This window comes from Parageobacillus caldoxylosilyticus NBRC 107762, from assembly GCF_000632715.1.
GTDB classification, from domain to species: Bacteria; Bacillota; Bacilli; order Bacillales; family Anoxybacillaceae; genus Saccharococcus; species Saccharococcus caldoxylosilyticus.
In genome coordinates this window covers 26206-50899 of the sequence record NZ_BAWO01000029.1, presented here as the reverse complement: position 1 = coordinate 50899, position 24694 = coordinate 26206, and the positions used below count along the sequence as shown (strand labels likewise).

The following is a 24694-nucleotide window of genomic DNA, read 5'->3' as shown; positions in this document are numbered from 1 at the left end:
TTCCTCCTGCGTTACTATATGCAATGATTCACACAGGGGGAACTTTTTTTGCCCATTCGACACATGTCGATTTCCAAGGAAATATTTCTGCTTCTGTCGACACATTATTCCCGTAAATGATACGGTAATGTCGCAATAACAATGTCCTTTTTCATAATCAAGAAAAAGCGCAAAATAATCGCCGTTTGGTTATGCAAAAGCGTATGCCACCATTTTTTTACGATAAATTGCGGCATTAAAATCGTAATCGGCGAACCATTTGCTTGTTTTTCCACCTCGTTAATATAGTCTAATATTGGAGACAGAATCGTCCGATAAGGAGAATAGATCACCTGCAATGGAATATCAGGATAAAATTTTTCCCATTTTTCTCTTAGCTTTTGTTCCTCCTCCTCGTAGAAAATTACAGAGATCGCCGTAATATCGTTGGAGGTGCTGCGTGCGTACTGCACTGATTGCGCGACTACTTTACTTACCCCTGAAATCGGAATAATCACTTTCGGCTTTAACATTTTTTCGCGACGCGCCCACTCCGGTTCGTCCAGTTTTAGCTGCTCTCCCAATTTTTCATAATGATCGTGAATGCGGTAAAACATCCACACTAATAATGGAATGGCGACAATGACCAGCCATGCGCCTTGCGTAAATTTCGCCACCACTGTAATAATGGTGACCAGCCCCGTTACAATCGTTCCTGCCCCAATGGTCAGAATCGTGGTCGCACGTCGCATTTCTTTATCTTTCCATATTTTCTTTAGCATTCCGCTTTGGCCGATCGTGAACGAAAGAAACACACCGACTGCATACAGCGGGATCAGTGAGTGAGTTTCACCGTGAAATGTAACAATCAGCACGATGGCCAAAATACTTAGCAGAATAATTCCGTTCGAAAATACAAGGCGGTCGCCGCGCGCCGCCAAGCTTCTCGGCAAAAATCGATCGTTGGCAATAATGGAAGCCAGCTGCGGAAAACCGGCAAAGCTTGTATTTGCGGCCAGTACTAAAATAAGCATCGTAATCATTTGAAATAGGTAAAAGAATATACTATTCCCGAAAACATGATGGCCAATTTGGGAAATGACCGTCTTATGTTCTAATGGCGTCACACCAAACCCTGCCGCTAAAACGGTAATTCCTAAAAACATCGTCCCTAATAAAACGGACATCCAGCCCATTGTTATGGCTGCATTTTTTGAGCTATTCGGTCTAAATGCCGGGACACCGTTGCTAATGGCTTCTATCCCTGTCATCGCCGAACATCCTGATGCAAATGCTCTTAATAAAATAAACACACTATAACCTGAAGCAAAAAAATGTGCAGCAGAAGCATGCTCTTTGTAATTAAACCCATGCCATCCTTCATGCCACAGCTGCCATCCCCCTACAGCAATAAGCACTAACACGGAAATAATAAACAAGTACGTTGGGTACGCAAACACTGTGGCCGACTCGGTAATTCCACGCAAGTTTAAAATCATCAGCAGCAATACGAGCGCTACTCCGATTTGTACTTTCCACGGCAGCAAGCTTGGAAACGCCGACGTTAACGCCGCCACGCCTGAGCTAATGCTGACCGCTACAGTAAGAATATAATCAATCATTAATGCCGCGCCGGCAACGAGGCTGGTCGCCGTTCCTAAATGATCTCTAGCAACTACGTAAGCTCCGCCTCCGGACGGAAATGCGTAAATAATTTGGCGATAGGATAACGTCACAAGCAGCAGCAGCACTAAAATGGCAACTGCAATCGGCAGCGAATAAAAAAACACGCTCGTTCCTAACAACATTAATACTAATAAAATCTCTTCCGTCGCGTACGCAACCGATGAAAGCGCATCGGATGAAAACACGGCTAAAGCCTTCCATTTTGGCAACTTTTCGTGTTTTAGCCGTTTTGTTTCCATCGGCGAACCAATTAGCCATCGTTTCAAAGAAGCCATCGTTCTATCTCCCCCTTACGTATTAGCTTTCCTTTTTCATCCATCATCATTCAAAAAGAAAAAAACCGTTGAGGATGTACTCAACGGTTAGATTAGGCGAACATTTCCCTTTACATCCCTCCCCAGAACGCTTACGAGGTTAGCTGTCGGGTTAGGGCATGGAGAGATAGCCCTTCCTTTTCAGGATTCACCCCAAGTAACGGACGTTACAACATTGGGTCCCCCGCTCCATTAAGGATTCAGCGATTTCCCTATATAGTGTTGCATCATAGCAGCTATATTACTCGCTTCTTGTTTCCCTGTAAAGGAGCAAAAGGAAGGAAGTGAACACGATTTGGCTCATTTTATCTTTTCTTTTTCTTTCTTTCTCACACTTTTGCTTATTTTTGCATTCTTGCTTAACCAATCATAATTTTCCCTTTTGGATAGCGGAACGGATCCGGCTTGCGATGCAATGTTACAGCGTAAGCGATCGTTAATGGCCCGACTCTTCCCGCAAACATCGTAAATATAATTAACACCTTTCCGAATGGAGATAGCTCCGGTGTCAGTCCCATAGACAATCCTACCGTGCCAAATGCCGACGTTGCTTCAAATAAAATCATTAAAAAGTCTTTTCCTTTTTCCGTAATCGTTAACAGCATCGTTACAAACATAACGATAAACAAACCGCTGATCGTTACGGTTAACGATTTATAAATCGTATCATACATAATCCGCTTTTTAAAAAAGACGACATCCTCTTTTCCTCGTATTTGCGACCAAACCGCTCCCAATAATGTCGCAAAAGTGGTCGTCTTGATGCCGCCGCCAGTTGAACCGGGAGAGGCGCCAACAAACATAAGAAATATAATCAAAAACAATGTCGGCTGCGTTAAATCAGGAATATTCAACGTATTCGATCCAGCCGTTCTTGGTGTTACCGCCTGATAGAAGGAGGCCAAAAACTTGCCAAGCGGAGATAATGGCCCGAGCGTTTTTGGATTATGAAGCTCAAACAAAAAAATGAGCAGCGTGCCAAATGCTAACAAGAGGCCGCTCGTTACGGCGACGACTTTTGTATGAAGGGAAAAGCGGTGCGTCTGCCGATATTCGTACACCTCATTTATGACGATAAAACCAATGCCACCTAAAATAATAAGGGCGCATACAACAAGCGTAACAACTGGATCTTCCACATATCCTGTTAGACTTCGGAAATCTCCCATTAAATCAAAACCTGCGTTATTAAAATTGGAGATCGCATGAAACATCCCAAAATAGAAAGCCTTTAGCGGCGGCATATCAAATGCAAAACGAATGGCCAATACAAGGCCGCCGATCCCTTCAATTATTACCGTAAAAATTAATACCCTCTTCACTAAACGGACGATTCCCTCGAGTGTTAAATTATTCATCGCTTCTCGAAGCAATAACCGTTCTTGCAACGAAATCCGCTTTCCAAGCAGAAAGGCAAACATCGTTGCAAATGTCATAAATCCAAGTCCGCCTACTTGAATAAGCGCTAAAATAACAAGCTGCCCAAATAGGGTAAACGTCGTTCCCGTATCAACAACCACTAATCCCGTTACACATGTAGCCGATGTTGCCGTAAATAACGCATCTAAAAAAGACAATCCTTTTCCATCATTCGTCGCCACTGGAAGCATTAACAACATAGCACCGATGAAAATAATCACGGCAAATCCAGTCACCAATACTTTCGGTGGGTCTAAATAATATTTCCGTGCCGTGGTCATCCTAGTATCCCTTCCTCTTTTCTTCATTCTAATTTCTACATAGTTACAGGTTATGCATAGAAAAATATACCAAGAAACAGCAAAATCCGGTACATCCAATTATTTTTTATCATAATGCGTCACTCGCTTAATAAAATGGTTAGAGGGCATGGCCGTTCAATTGGACAGAATTTTTTCCATAAACGTGAAACCATTTCCTTTCCACTTTCGTCTATATAAAACAGAAAGAAACGCTTGGCAAATGGCAGAGAAAGGGGGGACAGACAGCGAGGAAAGCGAAAATAAAGTGGAAATAGAATAAAAACATTCCATTGACTTTATATAAAATAGGTATTATGCTACTTGACGTGGAGATTTTTCAACGTAAAATAATGACAGAATGCCTCGCATGCTGCACGCAGCACTTTGTGCAGCTGTTGTTCATATATGTATATGTGCTATCCATTGCACTAGGCGTTCAAATAATAAACAAGGAGGCGAAGAGAACGTGAAGAGGATTGGTGCAAAACTGTTAAACAAATACCGTTCTCTCCCTAACCAATATATTGTTTTTTTTATTTTTGCTGTATTTTTGTTTTGGATGAAAACGTATGTAGCTTATCTAGCTGAATTTAATCTGGGCATCAGCAATTCCATGCAGGAGTTTCTGCTGTTTATTAACCCGATCAGCTCTGCTGTTTTCTTTTTAGGATTAGCGTTATTGGCGAAAGGAAAACGAGCGTATACATGGCTCATTATTATTAATTTCATCTTATCGTTTATTTTATACGCCAATATTGTATACTACCGTTTCTTTAGCGACTTTATTACATTTCCAACGCTCACGCAGACGAAAAACTTTGGCGATCTTGGCGGAAGTATTTGGGAATTGCTCAAGTGGTACGATATTTTCTATTTTTTAGATACGATTATTTTAATAGCGATTGTCGCTTCGAAACGTTTCTCCCTGCCAGCAGTGCAGGTCGGACGCTACAAAAAAAGCATTGTGTTCGCGACTGCTGTCCTCATTTTTACCGCGAACCTTGCGCTGGCTGAAGTGGACCGCCCGCAACTGCTGACAAGAACGTTTGACCGAAACTACATCGTGAAATATTTAGGGGTCTACAACTACTTAATTTATGACGCTGTGCAAAGCATGAAATCTTCGACACAGCGCGCGTTTGCGAATAAAAGCGATATTACAACGGTTTTAAACCATGTACAAGCAACATATGCGAAACCAAATCCGAAGTATTTCGGTGTCGCAAAAGGAATGAATGTAATTTACATTCATTTAGAATCGTTCCAAAACTTTTTGATTAACTATAAATTGCATGGCCAAGAAGTAACTCCATTTTTAAATTCGCTTGTGCGTGATCCGAACACCTTTTACTTTGATAACTTCTTCCATCAAACCGGTCAAGGGAAAACATCGGATGCAGAGTTCATGTTAGAAAACTCGCTGTTCGGCTTGCCACAAGGAGCTGTGTTTACAACCAAAGGACAAAACACGTATCAAGCAGCACCGGCAATTCTCCGCCAGTATGGATATACGTCGGCGGTGTTCCATGGTAACTATAAAACGTTCTGGAACCGTGATGAAATTTATAAATCGTTCGGGTTCGATCATTTCTTTGATGCAAGCTACTATGATATGAATGACCACGATGTGCTTAACTATGGATTAAAGGACAAACCGTTCTTTAAAGAATCGATTCCATTGTTGGAATCGTTGAAAGAACCGTTTTATGTCAAATTTATCACGCTATCAAACCATTTTCCTTATCCAATTAGCGAGGAAGACGCAACGATCAAACCGGCGGATACAGGCGATGGCTCGGTAGACCGTTATTTCCAAACCGCCCGTTATTTGGACGAAGCGGTAAAAGAGTTCTTTGATTATCTGAAAAAATCCGGCTTATACGACCGTTCCGTCATCATTTTATATGGTGACCATTATGGAATTTCCGAAAATCATAATAAAGCAATGTCACAACTACTAGGAAAAGAAATTACGCCGTTTGAATACGCGCAATTACAACGAGTTCCTTTGTTTATCCATATTCCTGGCGTCAAAGGCGGCGTTATTCATAAATACGGCGGACAAATTGACTTATTGCCGACAGTTCTTCACCTGTTAGGCATTGATACAAAAAATTATGTCCATTTCGGTACAGACCTGTTGTCGCCGGAACATCAGGAAATCGTGCCGTTCCGCAACGGCAACTTCGTCACTCCGACCGTAACGGCGGTAAACGGAAAATATTATGATTCGAAGACGGGCGAACCGTTGAAAGAAACTCCAGAAATTAAACGAATGGAACAAATTGCCCGTACGAAACTGGACCTTTCCGATAAAGTCGTATACGGTGATTTGTTGCGGTTCTATACTCCGAAAGGATTTAAGCCGGTCGATCCGTCCAAATACAATTACAACAATAATCGCAAAGATAAAGAAGAGGGAAGCGGCGAATAACGCTTTCCTCTTCTTTTTTATGCTTTTAGTAATTCAATTGCTTTTTTGGCGTTGACATACCCCGCTCCATATACATTAGGGTCAAGCCCTTTCCATAGATCAGTACCTTCTTTTAGGGCCTGTTTAATTTCATCTGGCGTGGCATTTGGTTTATGCTGCAGCATTAAAGCAACAATGCCCGCGCAAATCGGTGTCGCCATGGATGTTCCTGACATGCTCGTATAATATTGGTCGATGCGACTTTGTTTCTGATATTTGTCCAACGTGGATCTCGGCGCGCGCAGCGAAATGATATTGACTCCCGGCACGACAATATCAGGCTTTGTCACCCCGTAATTGGTAGGCCCTCGGCTGGAGAAATCGGCAACTTTATCATCCGCCCTTGTCTCGGCCGTATCAAGGTCATCGAGGGCTCCGACGGTAATAATTTTATCGCTGATTCCTGGACTAGAAATCGTTCTATATTCCGGCCCCGCATTTCCAGCTGCAGCACAGACGACAATGCCATGATCCCATGCCTTTTCCACCACCTGCACAAGCGGATCGTCATTTTCGGCAGGAAACGGCTGCGGTTCGCCGCCTAGTGACAGTGAAATAATATCAATCTTGTTGTTTGGATTCGTTTCATTATATTGGATGCACCATTCAATTCCGCGAATGATTGTATCAAGGGTGCCAGCTCCTGCCTTGTTCAGCACTTTTACTCCTACCACATTTGCCTCATATGCCGGCCCCGCATACAATCCGGAAGACATGCGGCCGTTTCCCGCCGCATCGCCGGCGCAATGGGTTCCATGTCCATTATCATCATACGGGGCAGTACGCCCATTAACAAAATCGACAAACTCAACAATCCGTCCTTCCAAGTCCGGATGCGGATAAATTCCTGTGTCAACAATCGCAATCGTTACCCCTTTTCCGCTTAACGTTGTCCCGTTCACTGTCACATGTTTCGCATTCGCTGATGGAACAGCATTATTCAATAGCGCGCTTACTTTTCGGTTTAAGTATATTTTTTTCACATCGGAGCGCTGTAAAATTTGCTCTAACGCTTGCGGAGTCACCTCGGCACTGCACGAAGGGATATAACGGAATTGATGATGAATTTTCATGCGAAAATGTTGTTTTTCGATTTCCTTGAGAGCGAAAATACCATCCTCATCATGAAAATGAATGATGACTGGAATTTTTTTCGTCTTTTTCATCCATCTTTCTAGATGTTTATGAATAATACACGGAGTATATATAAAAGGCTTATACATACTTACCATAAAATGACGCAAAGGACGGTCTAATTTATGTGCGTAATTACGCGCTAGCTGAACAATAGAATATCCGTACATTCGATCTCCTCCTCTAGTGAAACCTTGATATACTCTATGAAAAAGGAGGGGATTGGCAACGGCTTGTATCTTGAGACAAACCAATCAAAAAAGCCTATCGCACTTCACAAAGTGCGATAGGCTTTGCTATACAAACTCATCTTTTCACTCGTTCCATCTCGATTTTATTAGCCTTTTCTAAATAGTATTCTACTTGTTTCAATACATTTTCCTTGTCTTCATAGACACCGATTTGTTTCCCATCGACAATGACACGAATCAAATCGTTCGCATCTGACTTTTTTGTTAAGTGGAATGCTTTCGCTAACCCATTCACATGCCCTCTTGCGATCGTTTGCAGAAAAGCAGGATCTTTCAACTTTTCCGCGTCTTCCTCTCGATCGACAAATCCGTTTTCCGTAAGCACCGCTGGCATGGCCGTTTCTCTTAGCACGTAAAAGTTTGCTTTCTTTTTCCCGCGGTCGCGGAATCCTGTCGCCCGTACCACTTCTTCGTGAATGATATCGCGAATCCGCGCTGTTTTGGAATGATCGGAAAGTCCTTCATAAATATAATCCTCATACCCCGTTCCTCCCCCAGCATTTACGTGAATGGCTAGATAAACGTCGGCACCCCAGCGGTTCGCTTTTGCCGCCCGCTGACTTAATGGTACAGCCGTATCGCTCTTACGGCTTAACTGCACAGAAACGTTTTCATATTCGTCTTGCAATATGCGTTGCATCTCCAATGCAATGGATAACGTAATATCTTTCTCTTGCAGCCCGTTTCCAACCGCGCCTGTATCTTTGCCGCCATGCCCCGGATCGATAAAGATTTTGGGCATGTTTTCACCTCAATCTATTCTTCATGGTATCGTATCCTAATACTAATATATAGTGATGTTTTGTAAAATGATCACCTATATTTGCCTAACCATGGGAAAGAGACATTGGTTATAAAAAATTGCCCACACTATGATTTCTCCCAAATTTGTAAACAGCAATTAAGAAAAAAGCGAGCGCAAAGGCAAAGAGAATCAGTATATTTAAATATAAGCTTCCGAAATGATGCCCTTGCTGTAATTTCAATAGCGTATCTAACGCCCACCGCTGCGGAAGAAAATCAGCCATTTTTTGCGCAAATGCAGGCATAATATCCACTGGCCAAAAACATCCAGCAAGCATGCATGTAGGAACCGTTAATAAATTTTGCATCGCTCCTGAAGAAGCGGAACTGCTCGCAAAAGCCACTGTCATTAACGCTACTCCAATGGCTACCAAGGCAAAAAGCATAAGGATCGTTGTCATTTGCCAAAAAGGAATATTTGTTTTGATGTGAAATACTGTATCCATCATGATTAGCGTAATGATAATCTGTCCCGTCATTACGATCATGTTGACGATGACATTTGATAATACATACTGCTTTGCATTAATAGGAGTGGATAATAATCGGAAATAAGTTCGATTTTCTTTTTCTTTAATAATGATTTCGGCTAAATTTCCCGCCGATAAAAGCATGATCATGAGCAAATATCCGATCGTTTGATACGTCATATATTTGTGTTTCGATGTATCTTGTAACGAATGGACTGACATGTTGAACGGAGCTTGCTGATAACGTTTGTACATCTCCAAAAACGTATGTTCATCCCCTTTTGCAATTTGGCCGAGGGCAGCAATATTATCGATGTAATGATACAGATACGATTTGATAAAACCTGTAATTTCTGTTCCCCGGATCGAAACGATTTGAATATGGCTAGGACGTCCTTCTTGAACGCTTTGTGAAAACCCTGAATGAAAAATAACCACACAGTCTAGTTTTCCAGACGTGATTTTGTCATCAATTTCTGATTCTTTTACATTCGTAACCGATATATGTTCAATGCTTTTGATAAAACGTATCGTATCATTGGTAATATAATGAGGATCATGGTTTACCATACCGACATGCAAATCCTTCGCTGTAGAACCGCCGTAAACAAGTAGAGATATTATAATCCCGATCAATGGAGTACCAAAATATAATAGTATATTCCTTTTGTTGCTAAACGTCCTTTTTAATGTATGCCTTATTAGCCAAACGAGATCGCGCATCTTATAATCCCTCCCGTCTTGTGAGCGACATCCCTGCAATCAGCAAAAACAACGCTGATAATCCGACATTTAGGAGTATGGCAGGAAAGCTGGCGGACAAATCGTTGGCATAAATCATTTTCGTAATAGCCGTGTTTGCCCATGTGAGCGGAGAAAGATTAGTAATCAACCTTGCTATTGTACTTGTAGCTTCTATTTTAAAATACGCCCCGCCAAAGAAAGACGCTAACTGTATCACCACCATGACAATCATTTTCGCAGCTCCTTCTGTCCTTGCAATGTAGCTGATGCCTAGCCCGAAACTAACGGCGAATAGTACTTCGGTGAACACTACAAGGTATACGAGTGCAAGATGGTTTCCCCAATACGCTTTGAAGACAAACTTACTGAAAACGATGATAATGGCAACGCAAAGAAAATTGGTAACCATGCTTCCGAGTATTTTTCCGATAAAAATTTCACTTTTATGAATTGGCGCCGCTAGTAACCGATCTGCTGTTTTCCGTGTTCTTTCTCCCCTTATTAAATAACTGGCCGATACGGCTCCATAAAGAGCAATCATCGTTGTCATCGTAATGGCATAATAGTCCATGGCGCCTGGTTGCCGTTTAGAATGCAGGGAGGTTTCTTGTATATAATCATCACGATGACCGTTGTTCATCAGCATATGGACTTGATTGGGCTTCACTTGCGCCACAGCCGCAACCATATTATATTTATCGGCAAAAGCAGCCACCATTCCTTGAATAATACTGCCTTTGACCGAATTGCTATTGTTCGTATACAGCTGTACGCCTTGATTATCGATTTCCATGTAACCGTCATAATTCCCCTGCTTGACCTCTCTTCTCCCATCCATATGATGGGAAGCTTTTTTGAAATGAATGTCAGATTTCTTTGCTTCTTTTATAAATGTACGAACATATGTGGAAAACTCCCCAGCCGTTTTGTCTTTGTACAAAACATGAATATCCTCTACCGAAATGGTGGAATCAAAAGCATTAGAAAGAGCTGTACCAAGTATTAACATGAGCACAATCGGAAATGCAAGCATAAAAATAAGCGTTCTCACATCGCGAAAATCTCTTTTTATTTCCTTTATGGCGATATTAACGATATTCAAGAAAAAACCTCCTTTATATTACGGTAGGTTAAAAGGCTAATCTCTTAAATTTCTTCCCGTTAAGGTAAGGAAGACCGTTTCTAAATTTGGCGACTTTTCTTCCAGTGAACGTATTTCTACGCCATCATTCATCAAACATTGAATAATGCGGTTAAGGTTATTGACTCCTATATCCGAACTAATTTTCACCATGTTTTCTTCGCATTGCACTGCCTTTACCCCACTAATGGCTTTAAGTTTGTTGATATCCATGTTATCCATTGATTTGACTCCAATCCAAACGTCTTTTGTATTCGTGATAATCGCTTCAAGCTGTTCTTTCGTTCCCTCCGCAATGATTTTTCCATGATCGATGATGGCAATTCGCGTGCAGATTTCTTCGACTTCCTCCATATAGTGGCTTGTATAAATGATCGTACATCCCATTTCGTTTAGCTTTTTGACAGAGGCCAAAATATAATTTCTAGATTGCGGATCAATGCCCACGGTAGGCTCATCCATAATAATCAGCTTCGGTCGGTGGGCGATCGCACAAGCAATATTTAATCTGCGTTTCATTCCGCCTGAAAAATTTTTCGGATAGCTTTTTTGTTTATCGCTTAATCCGACAAACTGTAATGCTTCTTCTACCCGCTCATGTAGCTGGGAACCACGCAGTCCGTATAAGCCGGCAAAAAATTTCACATTTTCATATGCCGTTAAATCTTCATAAATCGCAATATCTTGGGGAACGATACCGATATTTCTTTTCGCAAAATGACTATGTTTGCCAATGTCTTTTCCAAGAATCTTGATCTCACCCGCATTGGGACGCAGCAGCCCGGAAATCATATTGATTGTCGTACTTTTCCCAGCGCCGTTTGCCCCGAGGAATCCAAATATTTCCCCTTCCGCTACCGTTAAAGACATATTATCTACTGCGATGAAGTCGCCAAATTTTTTCGTTACGTTTTTGATTTCTAATATGTTCATCCTTTCACCCTCTTTACCTGCTTTATGTTGCTTATTATAGAAAAAAAGATGAACCCCTGTAAGTGTAGGAGTTCATCTTCTTCACATGAGAATTTTCATGTTTTCTGCATGAGGTCATTCATTGAAGAATAGGAAGCAACGTTGTCACAGAAAAGCCTTTTGTGCCATCAACAATTACAGTGCCGTTTACCGAAGCGGCCCGTTCTTCCATTCCCATGATTCCAAGGCCTTTTTTTATTTTTTCGGCGCCTTTTCCATTATCTTTCACTTCCACTTTAATGAGAGTGTTAAGTACATGAATCTCAACGGAAACGACAGTTGCTTCCGCATATTTCATCGCGTTCGTTAACGCTTCAGTAATATTCTCATAAATAATTTTCCATTGGATAGGGGAAATGACCTCCAAATCCCCTTTGCATACAAGCGGAATTCGAATATGATGTTTAGCCGAAAATTCCTCTATGAATAATCTCACTCGATTCATACCGATTTGTTCGGATGGAGGCTTTATTTGTTTTAATGTCATTCTTATATTTTCAATTCCTTCTTTCGAAATATGGATGGCATTTTGCAATAGTTCTTTTGCTTTTTCTTTGTCCATATCCATTAAGCGTTTCGCCGCTTCCATCTGAATGAGTGCTCCGGTCATGGAATGGCCGATTTTATCATGGATTTCTTGAGACAGCCGGTTTCGTTCCTCTAATTGAAGGGTATATTGGGACTGCTTTATGTATTCATGATACTCATTTAAACTTTTTGTTAACCGTTGTATATCTCTTCGCATTTTATCAAGATGATCTTCCAATTGTTCTGTTCTAAACGTGTACTGTTTTGCCATGGTAACACCCATAAAAGTAAACGACGCAACAAGCCCATATATAGGATATACGTCTTCTGGAACAAAGAAAATTGGAAGCAAAAGCAAGAGAAACAGCATCCATTTTTTACGTATATGGCCAGAAGCGAATTCATATAGATTGATGGGCAAAAGCAAAATAAATAAAGGGTAAATATAGAAACTCGCAGTAAGTATAAGACCGATCGATAGCAGCACCGCGCCCTTTTTCACTGTATCTTTTTTGACGATGTAAATGACCATATTGATACAAAAGTAGACAAGAGAAGAAAAGACAAACCAAGAAATAGCGGTATTATCAGAGTACACGTAACAGACAGCCACATAGACCCACACGATTAGTTTGCTCAGGATGAACCAAAGCTCCATTGATCTCCCTCAACTAATTTTTCCTGTTAAATAATAAATGGCGATCTGTGTGCGATGCTGTAATCCTGTTTTATCTAAAATCGAAGTGATGTAATTGGCGATTGTTCCTTCCGATATAAAAAGCTGTTTCGAAATCTCTTTGTTCGAAAGCCCTTTCGCAATGAAAGACATAATTGCCATTTCTCGTTCCGTAAAAAGGCTCTTGTCAATTTTAGGTTCTGCTTCTTTTTCTTCTTTTAAGCTGGACTTGATCTTTTCCATTACGACATCCTGCATAATGATATTTCCGTTATATACTGCTTTAATCGCTTCCCGTATCCTCTCCGGGTCGGTATTTTTCAAAAAATATCCTTTCGCGCCGTTTCGCATGGCATCTAAAATATATTCATCGTCATCAAAAGTAGTAAGTATAAGAGGTTTCGTCTTTGTTTGCTCACATATGAGTTTGGTCGCTTCGACTCCGTTCATGTTCGGCATACGCACATCCAATAGCGCGATATCTACATCATGATTCTTGCAGTAATGGAATGCCTCTTGTCCATCATTCACTGTCGCTACGACCTCAAACTCATCGTACGTGCTTAATATAATTCGCATTCCTTCGCGAACAAAGGAATTATCATCGGCTATAATGACTTTTATTTTCATCGGTTTTGGCGAGGAGGTGTCCTTCATCCCTATTCACACCCTTTCATCTCCATTTATTTTACTATTTTATCTCTACAGCAGGCTAGAAAATCCGTACCTCCATTCTACCGCTTCTTCAGGAGCATAACAGGATAGAACGGACACCTTGTCCCTACCTACTCATATTCAAAATAATGTTTTATACATTTAAGTAAATATATTCTATTTAACAGATAAGGATTGGACGGAAATGATCACTGTATATTTGGTCTGTCCGCTACCTCTTTAGCCCTTTGATTTTTTACGATGGCGTAATTGATACAAAAAATGAGCGACAACAGTAGACGGTAGATTCGCTATGTTTCCTTGTATATGGAAGTGTAACTGCTCTTCTTCAAACGACATGTTCTGATACATTTGTTCTTGCGAAAGCTTCGATTTTCTTGCCCGTTCTTTTATTCCCGATATATACAAATATTGAATCGGGATCGTCACAAGGAAATACAGCAAGGCAATGCCTCCAAAAAATAGCCATGCAGATGACATCATATACTCCCCTTTTTTATTATATTACGAACGGAATTTCCAAAAGTTTCATTTGCTGTTTAATCGATTTTACCGCACCGATGAGGCAAGAACGCGCAATCGGGGCGGAACGGGACTGGGTCTGGCAATTGCCAAAGAATTCGTATTGGCCCACGATGGTACGATCAACGTAGAAAGCACCCCAGGGCAAGGGACAACCTTTATCGTCAAACTTCCTTACTAACCATATCCTGTTCTTCTTTGATATAATCAGAAAGGGAAACAAATTCCAAAGGGAGGAATGCATATGAGCCAGGCACAAAAACTTGTGCAATACTTTTTATCCCATCGCAATGTAACGGTAGAGTTAATTAACAAAATCGAAGAAAAGCATTATGACTACAAACCGACACCAACGTCGATGTCGGCGAAAGATTTAGCCACTCATATTCTTTTCAGCTTTTATAAATTCGCCAACACCGCGAAACATGGAGATCCAGCGCTATTTACAGAAAAAATTGAGGAAACGGAAACCAATTTGCAAAAGCTTGCCCAAACATATACAGAAAAAACGAAGCAATTGCTGGAATCCCTTACCAATGAAGATTTTGAACGTGTTTTAGATCTCACGAACGTTTTTGGTGCGAAAATCCCGACAGCGCAATTTTTACAAATGGCGATGGACCATGAAATCCACCATAAAGGCCAGCTTTTCGTATACGTCCGCGAAATGGGGCATACCGACTTGCCATTGTTTGTCAAGCGCGGATAACAAAACACAACCAGGCGGCTCTCTCCAAAGACCGTCTGGTTGTGTTTTTATACACTTGCTATTCCATTTGGCAGCTGCCGTCCATGCATTGGCCTCCTCCATCCGCTGCCAGCGGCTGCAATGGCGAGTTTGCGTTTTCCTCTTCCCACACTTTTTCAAGCGCCTGTATAAACACTTCTATCGGCTGCGCGCCGGAAATCGCGTATTTGCGGTTCAGCACAAAAAACGGCACGCCGCGGACGCCAAAACGGGCCGCCTCCGCCTCGTCCTTTCTCACCTCATCGGTATAGCGACTGCTTTCGAGAACTTGTTTCACTTCCTCCCGATCCAGCCCGGCTTCGCCAGCCAGCTCGACGAGTACATCATGGTCGCTAATCCATTTCGAATCGGTAAAATAGGCTTGAAACAGCCGTTCCGTCATTTCTGGAAGTTTTCCTTGCTCTTTGGCATATTTGGCAAGGCGGTGAGCGTCAAACGTATTCGTCGGCTTCATCGTGTCAAATCGGAACGTCAGCCCGACGGACTCTGCCTGTCTGCCAATATCGGCATTGACCCTTTTCGCCTCTTCAACCGAAATACCGTATTTTTTCGCGATGATTTCATGGATTGTCATATCGTACTGTTTTTTCGCATTGGGATCCAGCTCAAAGCTGCGGAATACGACTTCGACCTGATCTTTATGCGGAAACTGCTCAAGCGCTTCTTCCAACCGGCGTTTCCCAATATAGCAAAATGGGCAAACAAAATCGGACCAAACCTCTATTTTCATCGTATATGCACCTCGGTTTAGGCTCTCCGTTGCATCAACAACAAGAAAGCGAAATATTCATGTTTCCACCTTATTGTAGCGAATCTCCAGGCAGGCATTCAAATAAATGAACTTGGCATGCGTAAAAGAAATGCCGCTCATTATCATTTTGTAATGCGAAACTTCTTATTGAGCCACCATGTCACAGCCAATACAAGCAAGCCGAAAAGGATGCAAATCATTCCTCCCGCTTCGATACGGTAACCAAATTCATGGACAAATTGATATATCAAAATCGATATGGCTGTCGTAAAAATGATAATAAACATGAGGATGGTAAAAGGTCTTTCTCTCACACGAATGGTAAAAAATTACTTTTTACAAAAACTGCAACACAATCGCGACGCCGGAGAAAATAATAATACAATCTACCATAAAAGTGATGAACTTAAGGCTGCTTCTTTCGTTTCTTGAGACGGGCTATTATGGTGTACAAAAAAGCCCAGGTAAACGCCTAAACCTTTACCTTGGATAAAACAATTATACTCTTACTTTGGAATATTCTTTCCTTAATTCATTGGCGATAATATTGCGCTGGATTTCCGATGTTCCTTCATAAATTTTCGTAATCCGCGCGTCACGGTAGAAACGCTCAATTGGATAGTCTTTCATATATCCTAATCCTCCGTGAATTTGGACGGCCAAATCGGCAATTTTGTTATATACTTCAGAACCAAACAGCTTAGCAATCGCCGCTTCTTTGACGACCCGCATTTTTTGGTCCGTCATCCAAGCGACGCGATATGTAATCGATCGCAACACTTCGATAAGCATGCTCATTTCCGCCAGCATATGCTGAATGGCTTGCTGTTCAAAAATAGGCTTGCCAAATTGCTCGCGCTGCTGCGCGTATTCCATACAATATTCCAACAATCTAATGCATGATCCTAAATTTCTTGCCGCCAATCCAGCGCGGCCGTTCGCCAATATTTTCAAGGCATTGACATACCCTTCTCCCTCTTTGCCGAGCACGTTTTCAACCGGGACTTCCAAATTATCAAAGAAAATTTCCGCCGAATGCGAGCCTCTTAGTCCCATTTTCCGTTCCACTTTTCCTAAAATAAAGCCCGGAAAGTCTTTTTCGACGATAAAGGAAGTGATCCCCTTCGCCCCTTTGGAAGGATCGGTAACCGCCATTACGGTAAAGACATGAGCTTCGACCGCATTTGTAATATAATGTTTCGAGCCATTGATAATGTAGCGGTCTCCTTTTCTCACCGCTGTCGTTTTCAATGCGGCCGCATTGGAACCCGCGCCAGGCTCGGTTAAAGCAAACGCGCCGATCCATTCTCCTGTCGCCATTTTCGGCAAGTATCTCCGCTTTTGTTCCTCCGTGCCAAGTTCGACAATGCCAACGGTGCCGATGCCGGTATGTGCGCCAATCAGTGTCGTATAGCCGTTGTGCGTTTTCCCAAGCTCCTCGTAAATCGCGCATTTGCCGACCATTGACAAGCCTAAGCCGCCGTATTCTTCCGGAATGCTCAGCCCAAACAAGCCCATTTCTTTCGATTTTTCGATAATGTGCTCCGGAATTTGATCGTTTTCTTCAATTTCCATCGCGACCGGGTCGACTACTTCTTTCACGAATTTTCGAACATTTTCTTTTAAAAATTCAATCTCTTTCGGCAAAGTAAAATCCATTGTATATCCCCTTCCTATTTTTCTTTGTCGTATTTTTCCATTTGCAATCCAAATAAAATTTCCGTTTCTGTAAATCCCCCGACTAAATCGCCAAAACGGTTATATACCAATCCCCCTTTGCTTTTTTGTTGACTAGGAAGTTAGCGGTTTCTTCGATAGAATCATTTCCATAAAACTTTACAAAAGTTCTCGTCATCACTTCCTTCATAATCATCGTTTCACTCCTCAGTGCCAAAGCACCCGTTATTTTATGGTGCAAATCCCGTACCAGCATTTTAAAAGAATTAATATTAAAAATTTTATTAATTTTATTTATTATTTTTTATATTATCATCTAAAATTGTTGCAAAACAACAACATATTGTTGCTAATATGCAACAAAAACGGAAACTGCAAACAAAACACCACATGAATCATGGCTGTATCCTTCAGAAAGTGTTGCCTTTTTGCAACACGTGAAGAAGGCAAATGTTTGCGGGTATTAGCCATTCATTTCCGCCAAAACCAAAAAAATCAAGTCATTTCATTGGAGAGCCTAAAATACACTAAACCCCAGGTCTAAAACCTGGGGCTTAAAATAAATGGTTGAATTTTTACCTGACAAAGAATAAAAAAATAGGCGCTTATCCCACCATGGTGGAAAGACTTACTTAAGCAACTGCCTTAATTCCTCGGTCATTTGCTTGACTAACTCAGGCCTTCCATGAAACTGAGCCGGAGTATTCTGAAAAAGCTCGATCCGCCAGCCCTCTTCGCTCTTGACTGCGACAAGTGTATGATGTGCGTTGAGTTTAGGATCGATGTCTGAGTGTCCAGGCGGCACCATTCCTGCTATAGCGCGTAAAATGGCAATATCAGAACCGAGAAAACGCACATTTTTCACTTTGCTCACATATGGGGGAGTGGGATGATTTTCAGAGATGGGTTGAAGATGAGAAAAGATCTCTTCCCGTCCAATCGCCTGGCTCCCATCAAAGCCGATAAGCTCGCCCTTCTCTGTAAACTGCTCTGCCATTGCATCGGCACTTCGGTTATTCCAAGCATCTAATAGCTTTTGATAGAGTGAGATGACTTCATTTGATGCAGAAGATTTCACAATCATGTTCTCCTTCCCCGCTTGATAGGATGGCTCTATTATAGCACATATGTTCGTTTTCAGGGAATCAAAAACTTCCCGATTCATCTCCCCTTCTCTTCGTTTCGAGGAGGGAGACTTCTCAAACCCCTTTTAAAATCGGCCAATTATATTCTACAATATGAAACAAGCGCTTTATTATCAAATTCAGAGGTTTTCTTCGCATAAATTTTTGCATTTTGTACGAAATATCACTGCGTTATACGAGCATAAATGGTGTATGATTAAGGTAGAAAGCGCAACTTACCTCAGCAGAGAGGAAGATTCTTATGACAACATTTTATAAAATTCTTGTTTTTATACATATTTTTTCAGCGATATTAGGGATGGGGCCGGGTTTTATTTTAATTCATGTCGTAAAATCGGCAAAAACAATGACGCAACTTAAATATGCTTACGCAATTAGACGGAAGCTGCATACGTTCGTTATGATCGGGGGGACGCTTTTACTTATTACAGGTTTGTTAATGGGATTTTTAAATCCAGGCTTATTTCAAATGGGTTGGTATGTGACAAGCCTTGTTCTCTTCTTAATTGCACTCGCGATGGGACCGCTTGTATTAGCACCTAAATCAAAACCATTAAAACATTTGTTAGAAACTTATAAAGGAGAAGACATACCAGAGGAATATATACGTTTATCCAATCAGCTTTTTCGTTACGAGCACATAGAAAATGGTATTTTTTTAATCATTATTGCACTTATGATTCTAAAACCATTTTGAGCATGTGCGGATATGCAGAAAATCTATTTAAAAATTCATAAATAGCCTATAAACCCCTCATCCGTCTATCAAAACTTGAGCCCCTAGGTCATAATGACTTGGAGCTTCAACAGTCTGAACAAAAACAGGGCAATGCCCTGCTTTTGTTCACATTATTTTTTGTTTTGATCCGCGAAAACCGCCATGGCATCGCGCATAAATTTCGCTAAGCCTTCACCAAATTGGTCGATATTTTTGGTGAATCGTTCATCATCCACATACATTTGACCTAATCCTTTGAATGCTTCGAGTGAGTAATTGCCGAAGTTATGGTTCAAAAAGTCATACCATTCTTTAATTGCGGCTTGTGCCTCTTCTGATTCAGGCGAACCGTGGCGAAGGGCCGCAAGTTTTTTATAGATCGAATTCATTGCTCGAACCATAGCTTCTTGTTCTGCTTTAGACATGCTCCCGATTTTAGCGTTTGCTTTGTCGACAGCTTCATCTCCCCAAAGTTCACGGGCTTCTTGTTCGTATGGATTATGACGAAAATCAAAACCTTCAAATTTCTCTTTGTTCGTCATTTGAATTTCCCCTTTCATATGCTGAATGGTCTTATCAATCGTAGCAATCATTTTATCAAGCCGTCTGCGTTTCTCCAGCAACATTTTTCGTTGCAGCACCAACGCCTTATGCCGATCAAATGAAGGATTATTGATAATTTCTTTAATTTTCTTCAAAGGGAAGCCAAGTTCTTTAAAAAATAAGATTTGTTGCAATTCCTCAAGGTCATCATCCGTGTAAAGGCGATAACCGGATTCCGTTGTCTTCTCTGGGGTCAATAACCCGATTTCATCATAATAATGCAGTGTGCGCACACTAATGCCAACTAAATCCGCAACCTCTTTTACTCTCATCGCCATCCTTTTGGCCTCCCTTCAACACTCACTATAAAGTATCACGTGGCATGAGAGTCAACACAAGTTTTGAAAAAATATTGCACTCGATGCACAAAATATGCATAACACCGTTCAGAGATCCGAACGGTGTGAAAAAGCAGCCATTTTCTTTCTGTTTATCCGTCTCCTGAAACAAAGCCATTTGTAAACGCAAAATGACCTTATTTTGTTTTATTTTTTCCAACTAAAATATCTAGATCGATGGTTATTTCGCCTACATTCATATTTAACAATGCCTGTACCTTTTCCGCTGTTGCAGACCATGATAAAGGAGTCATACGAATCAGCGGCGGAATCAGCGATTGATTCAAGGAAACACTATAACACAATCGAAACTTATCTACAGCCTCAAAGTTAGCATTAAATCTTCGAACGGTCTTTTGATTAGAATAAGACTGCTTTTCCGGTTCATCAAAGAAAACTTCTCTTAGTTCTTTTAGATAATCACTTCGAGGAATCACTTTTATGACGATACCATTGCCATTCAACAGTCTTTGGAATTCTCTATAATTTGCTGGCGACAAGATGTTAAGGATTACATCAAATGTGTTATCCTTAAAAGGGCTGTGAGCAAGATCAGCGACGCACCAAATCATGTTGGAATGATTCTTAGCCGCTACCAAAATACCTTCTTTAGCTATATCAATCCCCACTCCCAAGACTTCGCCGGCGGAAGGAAAGCTGATTTTCTGCTTGATGCTGGATAAATGCGAACCTTCTCCGCATCCCGTATCTAGTATTTTCACCGTTTCTCCCTCTAAACGCACTTCATTTTTTATCCATTCACTAATCATCTTGTGCAATGGTTCAAAAAATCCATTTTCAGCAATAATCTTACGTGATTCAAATAATTCCTTATCGTACTTCGTTGCGAGAGGACGAGTCATCAAATTTACATATCCCTGCTTAGCGATATCAAAAGTATGGTTGTTAGAGCAAACTAAACTTTTCAAGTCCACGATTCCCATAGGGGATGAACAAATGGGACATTGAAAAATCTTTTCAAATTTATTGATCAGTTTGGCACATATTATTTTTTTGCTCATTTTAACAATGCCTCCCACCCTTCATCATAATTAGTTATTTTTGTACTTTTTTGCTTTTCATATATATCCTTACTTTTACAAAATAAAAAACACAGGCGATCTGCCTGTGTTTCAGTAAAGGAATGTGGACCTATCTAAGAAACCAAAAAAGATAAGTTATTTTCAGAAGAAAACAAAAATCCTTCCCTGGTTATCATTCTGGTCTTCCAACAAAGAATGGCATACTTAACAAAGCTGATCCACTCGTAATAAATCTTTAGCAACCATCCTGAACTGCAGCACAAAATTCAAGCATATCTTTACGTGGATAAGCATACTAAGAAGCATTCCTTACCTTTGTATGGCTTTCTATTTTTAAAGACATAAAAGGGGGACAGATTCGTCCCCCTCTTTTTCTCATATTCTCATAATCGTATAACAATAGGTTTCCTTAAAAATAGGCAGACCAATCCCATTTGCTCTACACACAGGCAGAGCCTTTGAACGTATTCAATTACCCGTTCAAAGCTTGGGATCGAAGTCTATAAAATGCCACAAGGAAACCCTCCATTCTCAAAAGTCGATAGTAGTATAACATAATAATTACCTTATCATCAACAGTAAAAAATATTAAAGCAAAAAAGGCTCTCAATCAATCTTAGTGATTTTTTTGTTTTTTTAAGATAAGCCACTCAACGATAACGAAGTTAAGAACGATGCCGACTCAAATGTTCACATTTAATGCTTCTTCGACAATTTAGATTTCTTTTCCCTTTTTCCCCATGGTTTGAACACTGAAAGGATAAACATCGCTATAAGCGAAACAATCTGTAGTGATATTCCGATGAAAAGGTATGTTCGATTAACCAAAAAATCGGGATTTTGCAGGGATTCCATTCCTTGAACAGTTATAATAGAAACGGCTTTTAATGACCATAAGTACATCCCCACCATACCAAGACCGATCGAAAGAATCGTTAACAACTCTTTGACGATGATCCAATAATATCGGAAGAAACCCCAATGGGTAAGCAACGAAAGCAATACGCCAGTAACTACGGTGCCGATCGTGGATGCTCTAACCGACGTTTTGGCTAAAAGATGCATACTTGTATAGGAAGCCTTCAGCACGCCCTCATCCGTCGTGACCGCCGCGGCAATGCTTAAAACCAAGAAAGTGACGGTTACGCCAAACATGATAGCCGCAAATAAGATGTGCAAGGTTAACAGCCATTTCTTAGGTGTTAATCCGATTTTCTTCATACCAGTATCCTCCTATCTATAAGTTAAACCGGTAACCCACTCCCCAAATAGTCTGAATGTATTGCGGGTTGGACGGATCGAGCTCAATTTTCTCACGCAGTTTACTGACATGCACGGTAACAGTGGCCATATCACCGAACGAATCCATCCCCCATATTCGTTCAAAGATCTGTTCCTTGCTAAAAACCTGATTCGGGTGCGTTACAAACAACAGCAACAAGTCATATTCTTTCGATGTAAGCATTACTTCCTTTCCATTGATGAAAACCTTGCGTGACCCTTTATCAATGACAATACCCCGGATACGAATTTCCTCTGTTTTTCGTTCAACACTACCGACCAGCCTTGCGAAACGAGAAAGATGAGCTTTAACCCTAGCAACCAGCTCGCCGAGGCTGAAAGGTTTGATGATGTAATCGTCAGCCCCCATCCCTAAACCACGGATTTTATCTACATCTTCTTTCTTAGCCGAAACCATTAGAATAGGAATGTTCTGTACTTTACGAACCTGCCTGCATATTTCAAATCCATCTGTATGAGGAAGCATCACATCCAGAAGAATAAGATCATACGACCCGTTCAACGCCATCTCTAAACCTTTGTCTCCGCTTGAAGCAATATCTACCGAAAAGCCGCTTGCCTCCAAGTAATCCTTTTGTACTTCTGCGATCACGGTATCATCTTCAATGATTAATATTCGTTTCATGCCTATTCCTCACTTCATTGCCTTTGATTTTTGCAACGTGAAATATATGGTCGTACCTTTTCCTGCTTGGCTTTCCGCCCATACCTTCCCGCCATGTTCTTCGATGATTTGCTTCACAATGGCCAGTCCAAGCCCGCTGCCGCCAGTCTCGGTATTCCGTGATTTCTCCGCCCGGTAAAATCGCTCAAAGATACGTTGAAGCGCTTCTCTTTCGATTCCAGGCCCGTTGTCGCAAATAGCGATGGTAACATCCTTTTCTCCAACGATTAGATCAAATCCGATTTCCAGCGTTTTATCCCGTTTATATTTGATACTGTTATCCACGATATTCATAATGACTCGACGAAGTTGTTCGCGATCCGCGACGACGGTTACGGGCCCCTTTCCGTCATATAGAAAGTTCATCTTCACGCCATTCAGATTCGGATCATACCGCAGTTCATCCACGCAATCGGTTAAATAATCAACAATGTCGATATTCTCAAAGTGGAATGGCACCCTTTTTAAGTCCAGTTTAGAGAACAAAAACAAATCATCGATTAGATGATCCATGTCATCCGCCTTTTTGTAAATCATGTTCATATAACTTGTCCAGCTTTTCTTTCGTATCGGCAATCCCGTCCATCACTGCTTCGACGCATCCTTTTATCCCTGTAATCGGAGTTTTCAGATCATGGGAGATGTTAGCCAACAGCTCTTTTCGGTTCTCTTCGTATTGTAGTTGAAGCTGTATCGATTCTTTTAACCTGCATCTCATTTCTTCAAACGCATCACTCAATTCGCCGATTTCGTCTTTGCGCTTCATGTTCACTTCGTAATTCAGATTCCCTTCCTTGATTTGTTCCGCTGCATGTTTGAGTGAATATATTGGTTTGATGATGCTTCGGGAAACAAAGAAAGTCAGGAATCCGTTGGTCAAGCCGATCACTAACAGCAAAGACAATATTACAAGAGGAAAAAACTTTTGCATAAAGTGGGCAAGCGGACTGGTGTCAGTGAACAAATACACGGTTCCGACAGACCCATCTTGAAAATGAAAATCGTGTGTTTGAATCACAAAAAAACGATCTTTTTCTCTTTTCCACATCTCCCATCTTTCTGTATCTTTTCTTAATAGTTCTTTTGACAAATCTACGTCTTTTAGGAATGCAGATGCAAAAACGGTTTTATTCTGTTTCGTGACAAGAAGACCGGAATTATTCGTACGCAGTTCTTCATCTACATTTTGCAAAAAAGTATGGTCCATTAGACGTTCAGGGTCATACCTAGATACCATTTTGATTCCCGAAAAAATCTCATCCCGTTTCTTAAACGTTTCTATGAAAGAAAACACCCACTTCTTTTGTTGATCGTCCTTGTAATATTCGTTGATTCCTTTAATGTCGTCCAAAAAGATTCCAATCAGCATCATAACCGACAAAATAAACAAAACTATTGGAATCAGCACCATGCCAATGTATGATAGCAGCAGTTTTGTGCGAATAGACATCATCAACTCTCCCGTATGATGAATAAATGATCTAGTTCTTATCTTAGTATTAAGCTTTAAAAAAACTCTAAACAAATTCTAAAAAAAGTATAAAATCCCGAATAAATAAATCGTTTTAATACTATTGTGCTTTTTCATAATGCTTATTCTTCCGGCCGGAGGTTT

The 24694-nt window shown here is 41.0% G+C and carries 22 protein-coding genes, 1 pseudogene and 1 riboswitch; of the genes and pseudogenes, 4 read left to right on the top strand and 19 right to left on the bottom strand.

Translation table 11 applies throughout. The features are described 5' to 3' along the window. Positions 1–104: 104 nt before the first annotated feature. Both GCA01S_RS09010 and GCA01S_RS09005 read right to left on the bottom strand, forming a co-directional pair. The gene (locus GCA01S_RS09010; protein ID WP_042409207.1) at positions 105–1940 is read right to left on the bottom strand and encodes an APC family permease; all 1836 of its coding nucleotides are present in this window, start codon (positions 1938–1940) and stop codon (positions 105–107) included. A 113-nt stretch (positions 1941–2053) separates the two neighbouring features. After that, a riboswitch (cyclic di-AMP (ydaO/yuaA leader) is annotated at positions 2054–2195 on the bottom strand. Positions 2196–2338: 143 nt separating this feature from the next. Continuing rightward, positions 2339–3679 carry a TrkH family potassium uptake protein gene (locus GCA01S_RS09005; RefSeq protein WP_042409204.1) on the bottom strand — a complete coding sequence of 447 codons (1341 nt, stop codon included), beginning with the start codon at positions 3677–3679 and terminating at the stop codon, positions 2339–2341. Positions 3680–4187: 508 nt separating this feature from the next. Here GCA01S_RS09005 and GCA01S_RS09000 point away from each other — a divergent pair. After that, positions 4188–6134, top strand: coding sequence for an LTA synthase family protein (locus GCA01S_RS09000; RefSeq protein WP_221198348.1), 1947 nt, complete (start codon positions 4188–4190; stop codon positions 6132–6134). Between the two features lie 17 nt (positions 6135–6151). Here GCA01S_RS09000 and GCA01S_RS08995 read toward each other — a convergent pair whose 3' ends face one another. From GCA01S_RS08995 to GCA01S_RS08960, 8 genes are all read right to left on the bottom strand, one after another. Continuing rightward, on the bottom strand, positions 6152–7477 hold the full coding sequence (locus GCA01S_RS08995) for a S8 family peptidase (protein ID WP_042409200.1): 1326 nt from the start codon (positions 7475–7477) through the stop codon (positions 6152–6154). A 136-nt stretch (positions 7478–7613) separates the two neighbouring features. Then, positions 7614–8300, bottom strand: coding sequence for an N-acetylmuramoyl-L-alanine amidase family protein (locus GCA01S_RS08990; RefSeq protein WP_042409196.1), 687 nt, complete (start codon positions 8298–8300; stop codon positions 7614–7616). A 109-nt stretch (positions 8301–8409) separates the two neighbouring features. Beyond that, positions 8410–9555 carry an ABC transporter permease gene (locus GCA01S_RS08985; protein WP_042409194.1) on the bottom strand — a complete coding sequence of 382 codons (1146 nt, stop codon included), beginning with the start codon at positions 9553–9555 and terminating at the stop codon, positions 8410–8412. Position 9556: 1 nt separating this feature from the next. Further along, positions 9557–10678 carry an ABC transporter permease gene (locus GCA01S_RS08980; protein ID WP_042409191.1) on the bottom strand — a complete coding sequence of 374 codons (1122 nt, stop codon included), beginning with the start codon at positions 10676–10678 and terminating at the stop codon, positions 9557–9559. A gap of 36 nt (positions 10679–10714) precedes the next feature. Beyond that, positions 10715–11650, bottom strand: a complete 936-nt coding sequence (locus GCA01S_RS08975; protein ID WP_017435904.1) for an ABC transporter ATP-binding protein — start codon at positions 11648–11650, stop codon at positions 10715–10717. Positions 11651–11768: 118 nt separating this feature from the next. Next, complete coding sequence (locus tag GCA01S_RS08970; protein ID WP_017435905.1) at positions 11769–12875, bottom strand: sensor histidine kinase; 1107 nt, start codon at positions 12873–12875, stop codon at positions 11769–11771. A 9-nt stretch (positions 12876–12884) separates the two neighbouring features. Continuing rightward, positions 12885–13523 carry a response regulator transcription factor gene (locus GCA01S_RS08965; protein ID WP_042409273.1) on the bottom strand — a complete coding sequence of 213 codons (639 nt, stop codon included), beginning with the start codon at positions 13521–13523 and terminating at the stop codon, positions 12885–12887. A gap of 264 nt (positions 13524–13787) precedes the next feature. Continuing rightward, positions 13788–14048, bottom strand: coding sequence for a DUF3949 domain-containing protein (locus GCA01S_RS08960; RefSeq protein WP_042409189.1), 261 nt, complete (start codon positions 14046–14048; stop codon positions 13788–13790). A 55-nt stretch (positions 14049–14103) separates the two neighbouring features. Here GCA01S_RS08960 and GCA01S_RS19285 point away from each other — a divergent pair. Then, positions 14104–14271 (top strand): annotated as a pseudogene (locus GCA01S_RS19285) (ATP-binding protein); the annotation flags it as partial. A gap of 63 nt (positions 14272–14334) precedes the next feature. Continuing rightward, on the top strand, positions 14335–14799 hold the full coding sequence (locus GCA01S_RS08955; RefSeq protein ID WP_042409187.1) for a DinB family protein: 465 nt from the start codon (positions 14335–14337) through the stop codon (positions 14797–14799). Between the two features lie 58 nt (positions 14800–14857). Here GCA01S_RS08955 and GCA01S_RS08950 read toward each other — a convergent pair whose 3' ends face one another. From GCA01S_RS08950 to GCA01S_RS08940, 3 genes are all read right to left on the bottom strand, one after another. Further along, positions 14858–15568 (bottom strand): DsbA family oxidoreductase, encoded by a 711-nt coding sequence (locus GCA01S_RS08950; RefSeq protein WP_042409185.1) that lies wholly within the window; start codon positions 15566–15568, stop codon positions 14858–14860. A gap of 519 nt (positions 15569–16087) precedes the next feature. Next, the gene (locus tag GCA01S_RS08945) at positions 16088–17248 is read right to left on the bottom strand and encodes an acyl-CoA dehydrogenase family protein (protein WP_017435914.1); all 1161 of its coding nucleotides are present in this window, start codon (positions 17246–17248) and stop codon (positions 16088–16090) included. A gap of 646 nt (positions 17249–17894) precedes the next feature. Next, complete coding sequence (locus GCA01S_RS08940; protein WP_042409271.1) at positions 17895–18344, bottom strand: SgcJ/EcaC family oxidoreductase; 450 nt, start codon at positions 18342–18344, stop codon at positions 17895–17897. A 308-nt stretch (positions 18345–18652) separates the two neighbouring features. Here GCA01S_RS08940 and GCA01S_RS08935 point away from each other — a divergent pair, with 308 nt between their 5' ends. After that, on the top strand, positions 18653–19108 hold the full coding sequence (locus GCA01S_RS08935; protein ID WP_042409183.1) for a DUF2269 family protein: 456 nt from the start codon (positions 18653–18655) through the stop codon (positions 19106–19108). A gap of 152 nt (positions 19109–19260) precedes the next feature. On the opposite strand, the gene GCA01S_RS08930 is transcribed toward GCA01S_RS08935, so the two are convergent. From GCA01S_RS08930 to GCA01S_RS20905, 6 genes are all read right to left on the bottom strand, one after another. Further along, positions 19261–20010, bottom strand: a complete 750-nt coding sequence (locus GCA01S_RS08930) for a MerR family transcriptional regulator (protein ID WP_042409179.1) — start codon at positions 20008–20010, stop codon at positions 19261–19263. A 197-nt stretch (positions 20011–20207) separates the two neighbouring features. After that, entirely contained in the window at positions 20208–21092 is an 885-nt protein-coding gene (locus tag GCA01S_RS08925; RefSeq protein ID WP_017435920.1) for a putative RNA methyltransferase, read from the bottom strand. A gap of 717 nt (positions 21093–21809) precedes the next feature. Continuing rightward, complete coding sequence (locus GCA01S_RS08920) at positions 21810–22334, bottom strand: hypothetical protein (protein ID WP_042409176.1); 525 nt, start codon at positions 22332–22334, stop codon at positions 21810–21812. 16 nt (positions 22335–22350) lie between these two features. Next, positions 22351–23040, bottom strand: coding sequence for a response regulator transcription factor (locus GCA01S_RS08915; RefSeq protein WP_042409173.1), 690 nt, complete (start codon positions 23038–23040; stop codon positions 22351–22353). Positions 23041–23049: 9 nt separating this feature from the next. Then, positions 23050–23592, bottom strand: a complete 543-nt coding sequence (locus tag GCA01S_RS20910; protein ID WP_255212271.1) for a sensor histidine kinase — start codon at positions 23590–23592, stop codon at positions 23050–23052. Between the two features lies 1 nt (position 23593). Beyond that, entirely contained in the window at positions 23594–24529 is a 936-nt protein-coding gene (locus GCA01S_RS20905) for a HAMP domain-containing protein (RefSeq protein ID WP_255212270.1), read from the bottom strand. Between the last annotated feature and the right edge of the window lie 165 nt (positions 24530–24694).

Bases quoted from the DNA above. Each gene is read 5' to 3' on its own strand.
- GCA01S_RS08985 (WP_042409194.1), bottom strand. From the start codon at position 9,555: ATGCGCGATCTCGTTTGGCTAATAAGGCATACATTAAAAAGGACGTTT.
- GCA01S_RS09005 (WP_042409204.1), bottom strand. From the start codon at position 3,679: ATGACCACGGCACGGAAATATTATTTAGACCCACCGAAAGTATTGGTG.
- GCA01S_RS08920 (WP_042409176.1), bottom strand. From the start codon at position 22,334: ATGAAGAAAATCGGATTAACACCTAAGAAATGGCTGTTAACCTTGCAC.
- GCA01S_RS08975 (WP_017435904.1), bottom strand. From the start codon at position 11,650: ATGAACATATTAGAAATCAAAAACGTAACGAAAAAATTTGGCGACTTC.
- GCA01S_RS08955 (WP_042409187.1), top strand. From the start codon at position 14,335: ATGAGCCAGGCACAAAAACTTGTGCAATACTTTTTATCCCATCGCAAT.
- GCA01S_RS09010 (WP_042409207.1), bottom strand. From the start codon at position 1,940: ATGGCTTCTTTGAAACGATGGCTAATTGGTTCGCCGATGGAAACAAAA.
- GCA01S_RS08925 (WP_017435920.1), bottom strand. From the start codon at position 21,092: ATGAGCAAAAAAATAATATGTGCCAAACTGATCAATAAATTTGAAAAG.
- GCA01S_RS08965 (WP_042409273.1), bottom strand. From the start codon at position 13,523: ATGAAAATAAAAGTCATTATAGCCGATGATAATTCCTTTGTTCGCGAA.
- GCA01S_RS08970 (WP_017435905.1), bottom strand. From the start codon at position 12,875: ATGGAGCTTTGGTTCATCCTGAGCAAACTAATCGTGTGGGTCTATGTG.
- GCA01S_RS08990 (WP_042409196.1), bottom strand. From the start codon at position 8,300: ATGCCCAAAATCTTTATCGATCCGGGGCATGGCGGCAAAGATACAGGC.
- GCA01S_RS08930 (WP_042409179.1), bottom strand. From the start codon at position 20,010: ATGGCGATGAGAGTAAAAGAGGTTGCGGATTTAGTTGGCATTAGTGTG.
- GCA01S_RS08945 (WP_017435914.1), bottom strand. From the start codon at position 17,248: ATGGATTTTACTTTGCCGAAAGAGATTGAATTTTTAAAAGAAAATGTT.
- GCA01S_RS20910 (WP_255212271.1), bottom strand. From the start codon at position 23,592: ATGGATCATCTAATCGATGATTTGTTTTTGTTCTCTAAACTGGACTTA.
- GCA01S_RS08950 (WP_042409185.1), bottom strand. From the start codon at position 15,568: ATGAAAATAGAGGTTTGGTCCGATTTTGTTTGCCCATTTTGCTATATT.
- GCA01S_RS20905 (WP_255212270.1), bottom strand. From the start codon at position 24,529: ATGTCTATTCGCACAAAACTGCTGCTATCATACATTGGCATGGTGCTG.
- GCA01S_RS08995 (WP_042409200.1), bottom strand. From the start codon at position 7,477: ATGTACGGATATTCTATTGTTCAGCTAGCGCGTAATTACGCACATAAA.
- GCA01S_RS08915 (WP_042409173.1), bottom strand. From the start codon at position 23,040: ATGAAACGAATATTAATCATTGAAGATGATACCGTGATCGCAGAAGTA.
- GCA01S_RS08960 (WP_042409189.1), bottom strand. From the start codon at position 14,048: ATGTCATCTGCATGGCTATTTTTTGGAGGCATTGCCTTGCTGTATTTC.
- GCA01S_RS08935 (WP_042409183.1), top strand. From the start codon at position 18,653: ATGACAACATTTTATAAAATTCTTGTTTTTATACATATTTTTTCAGCG.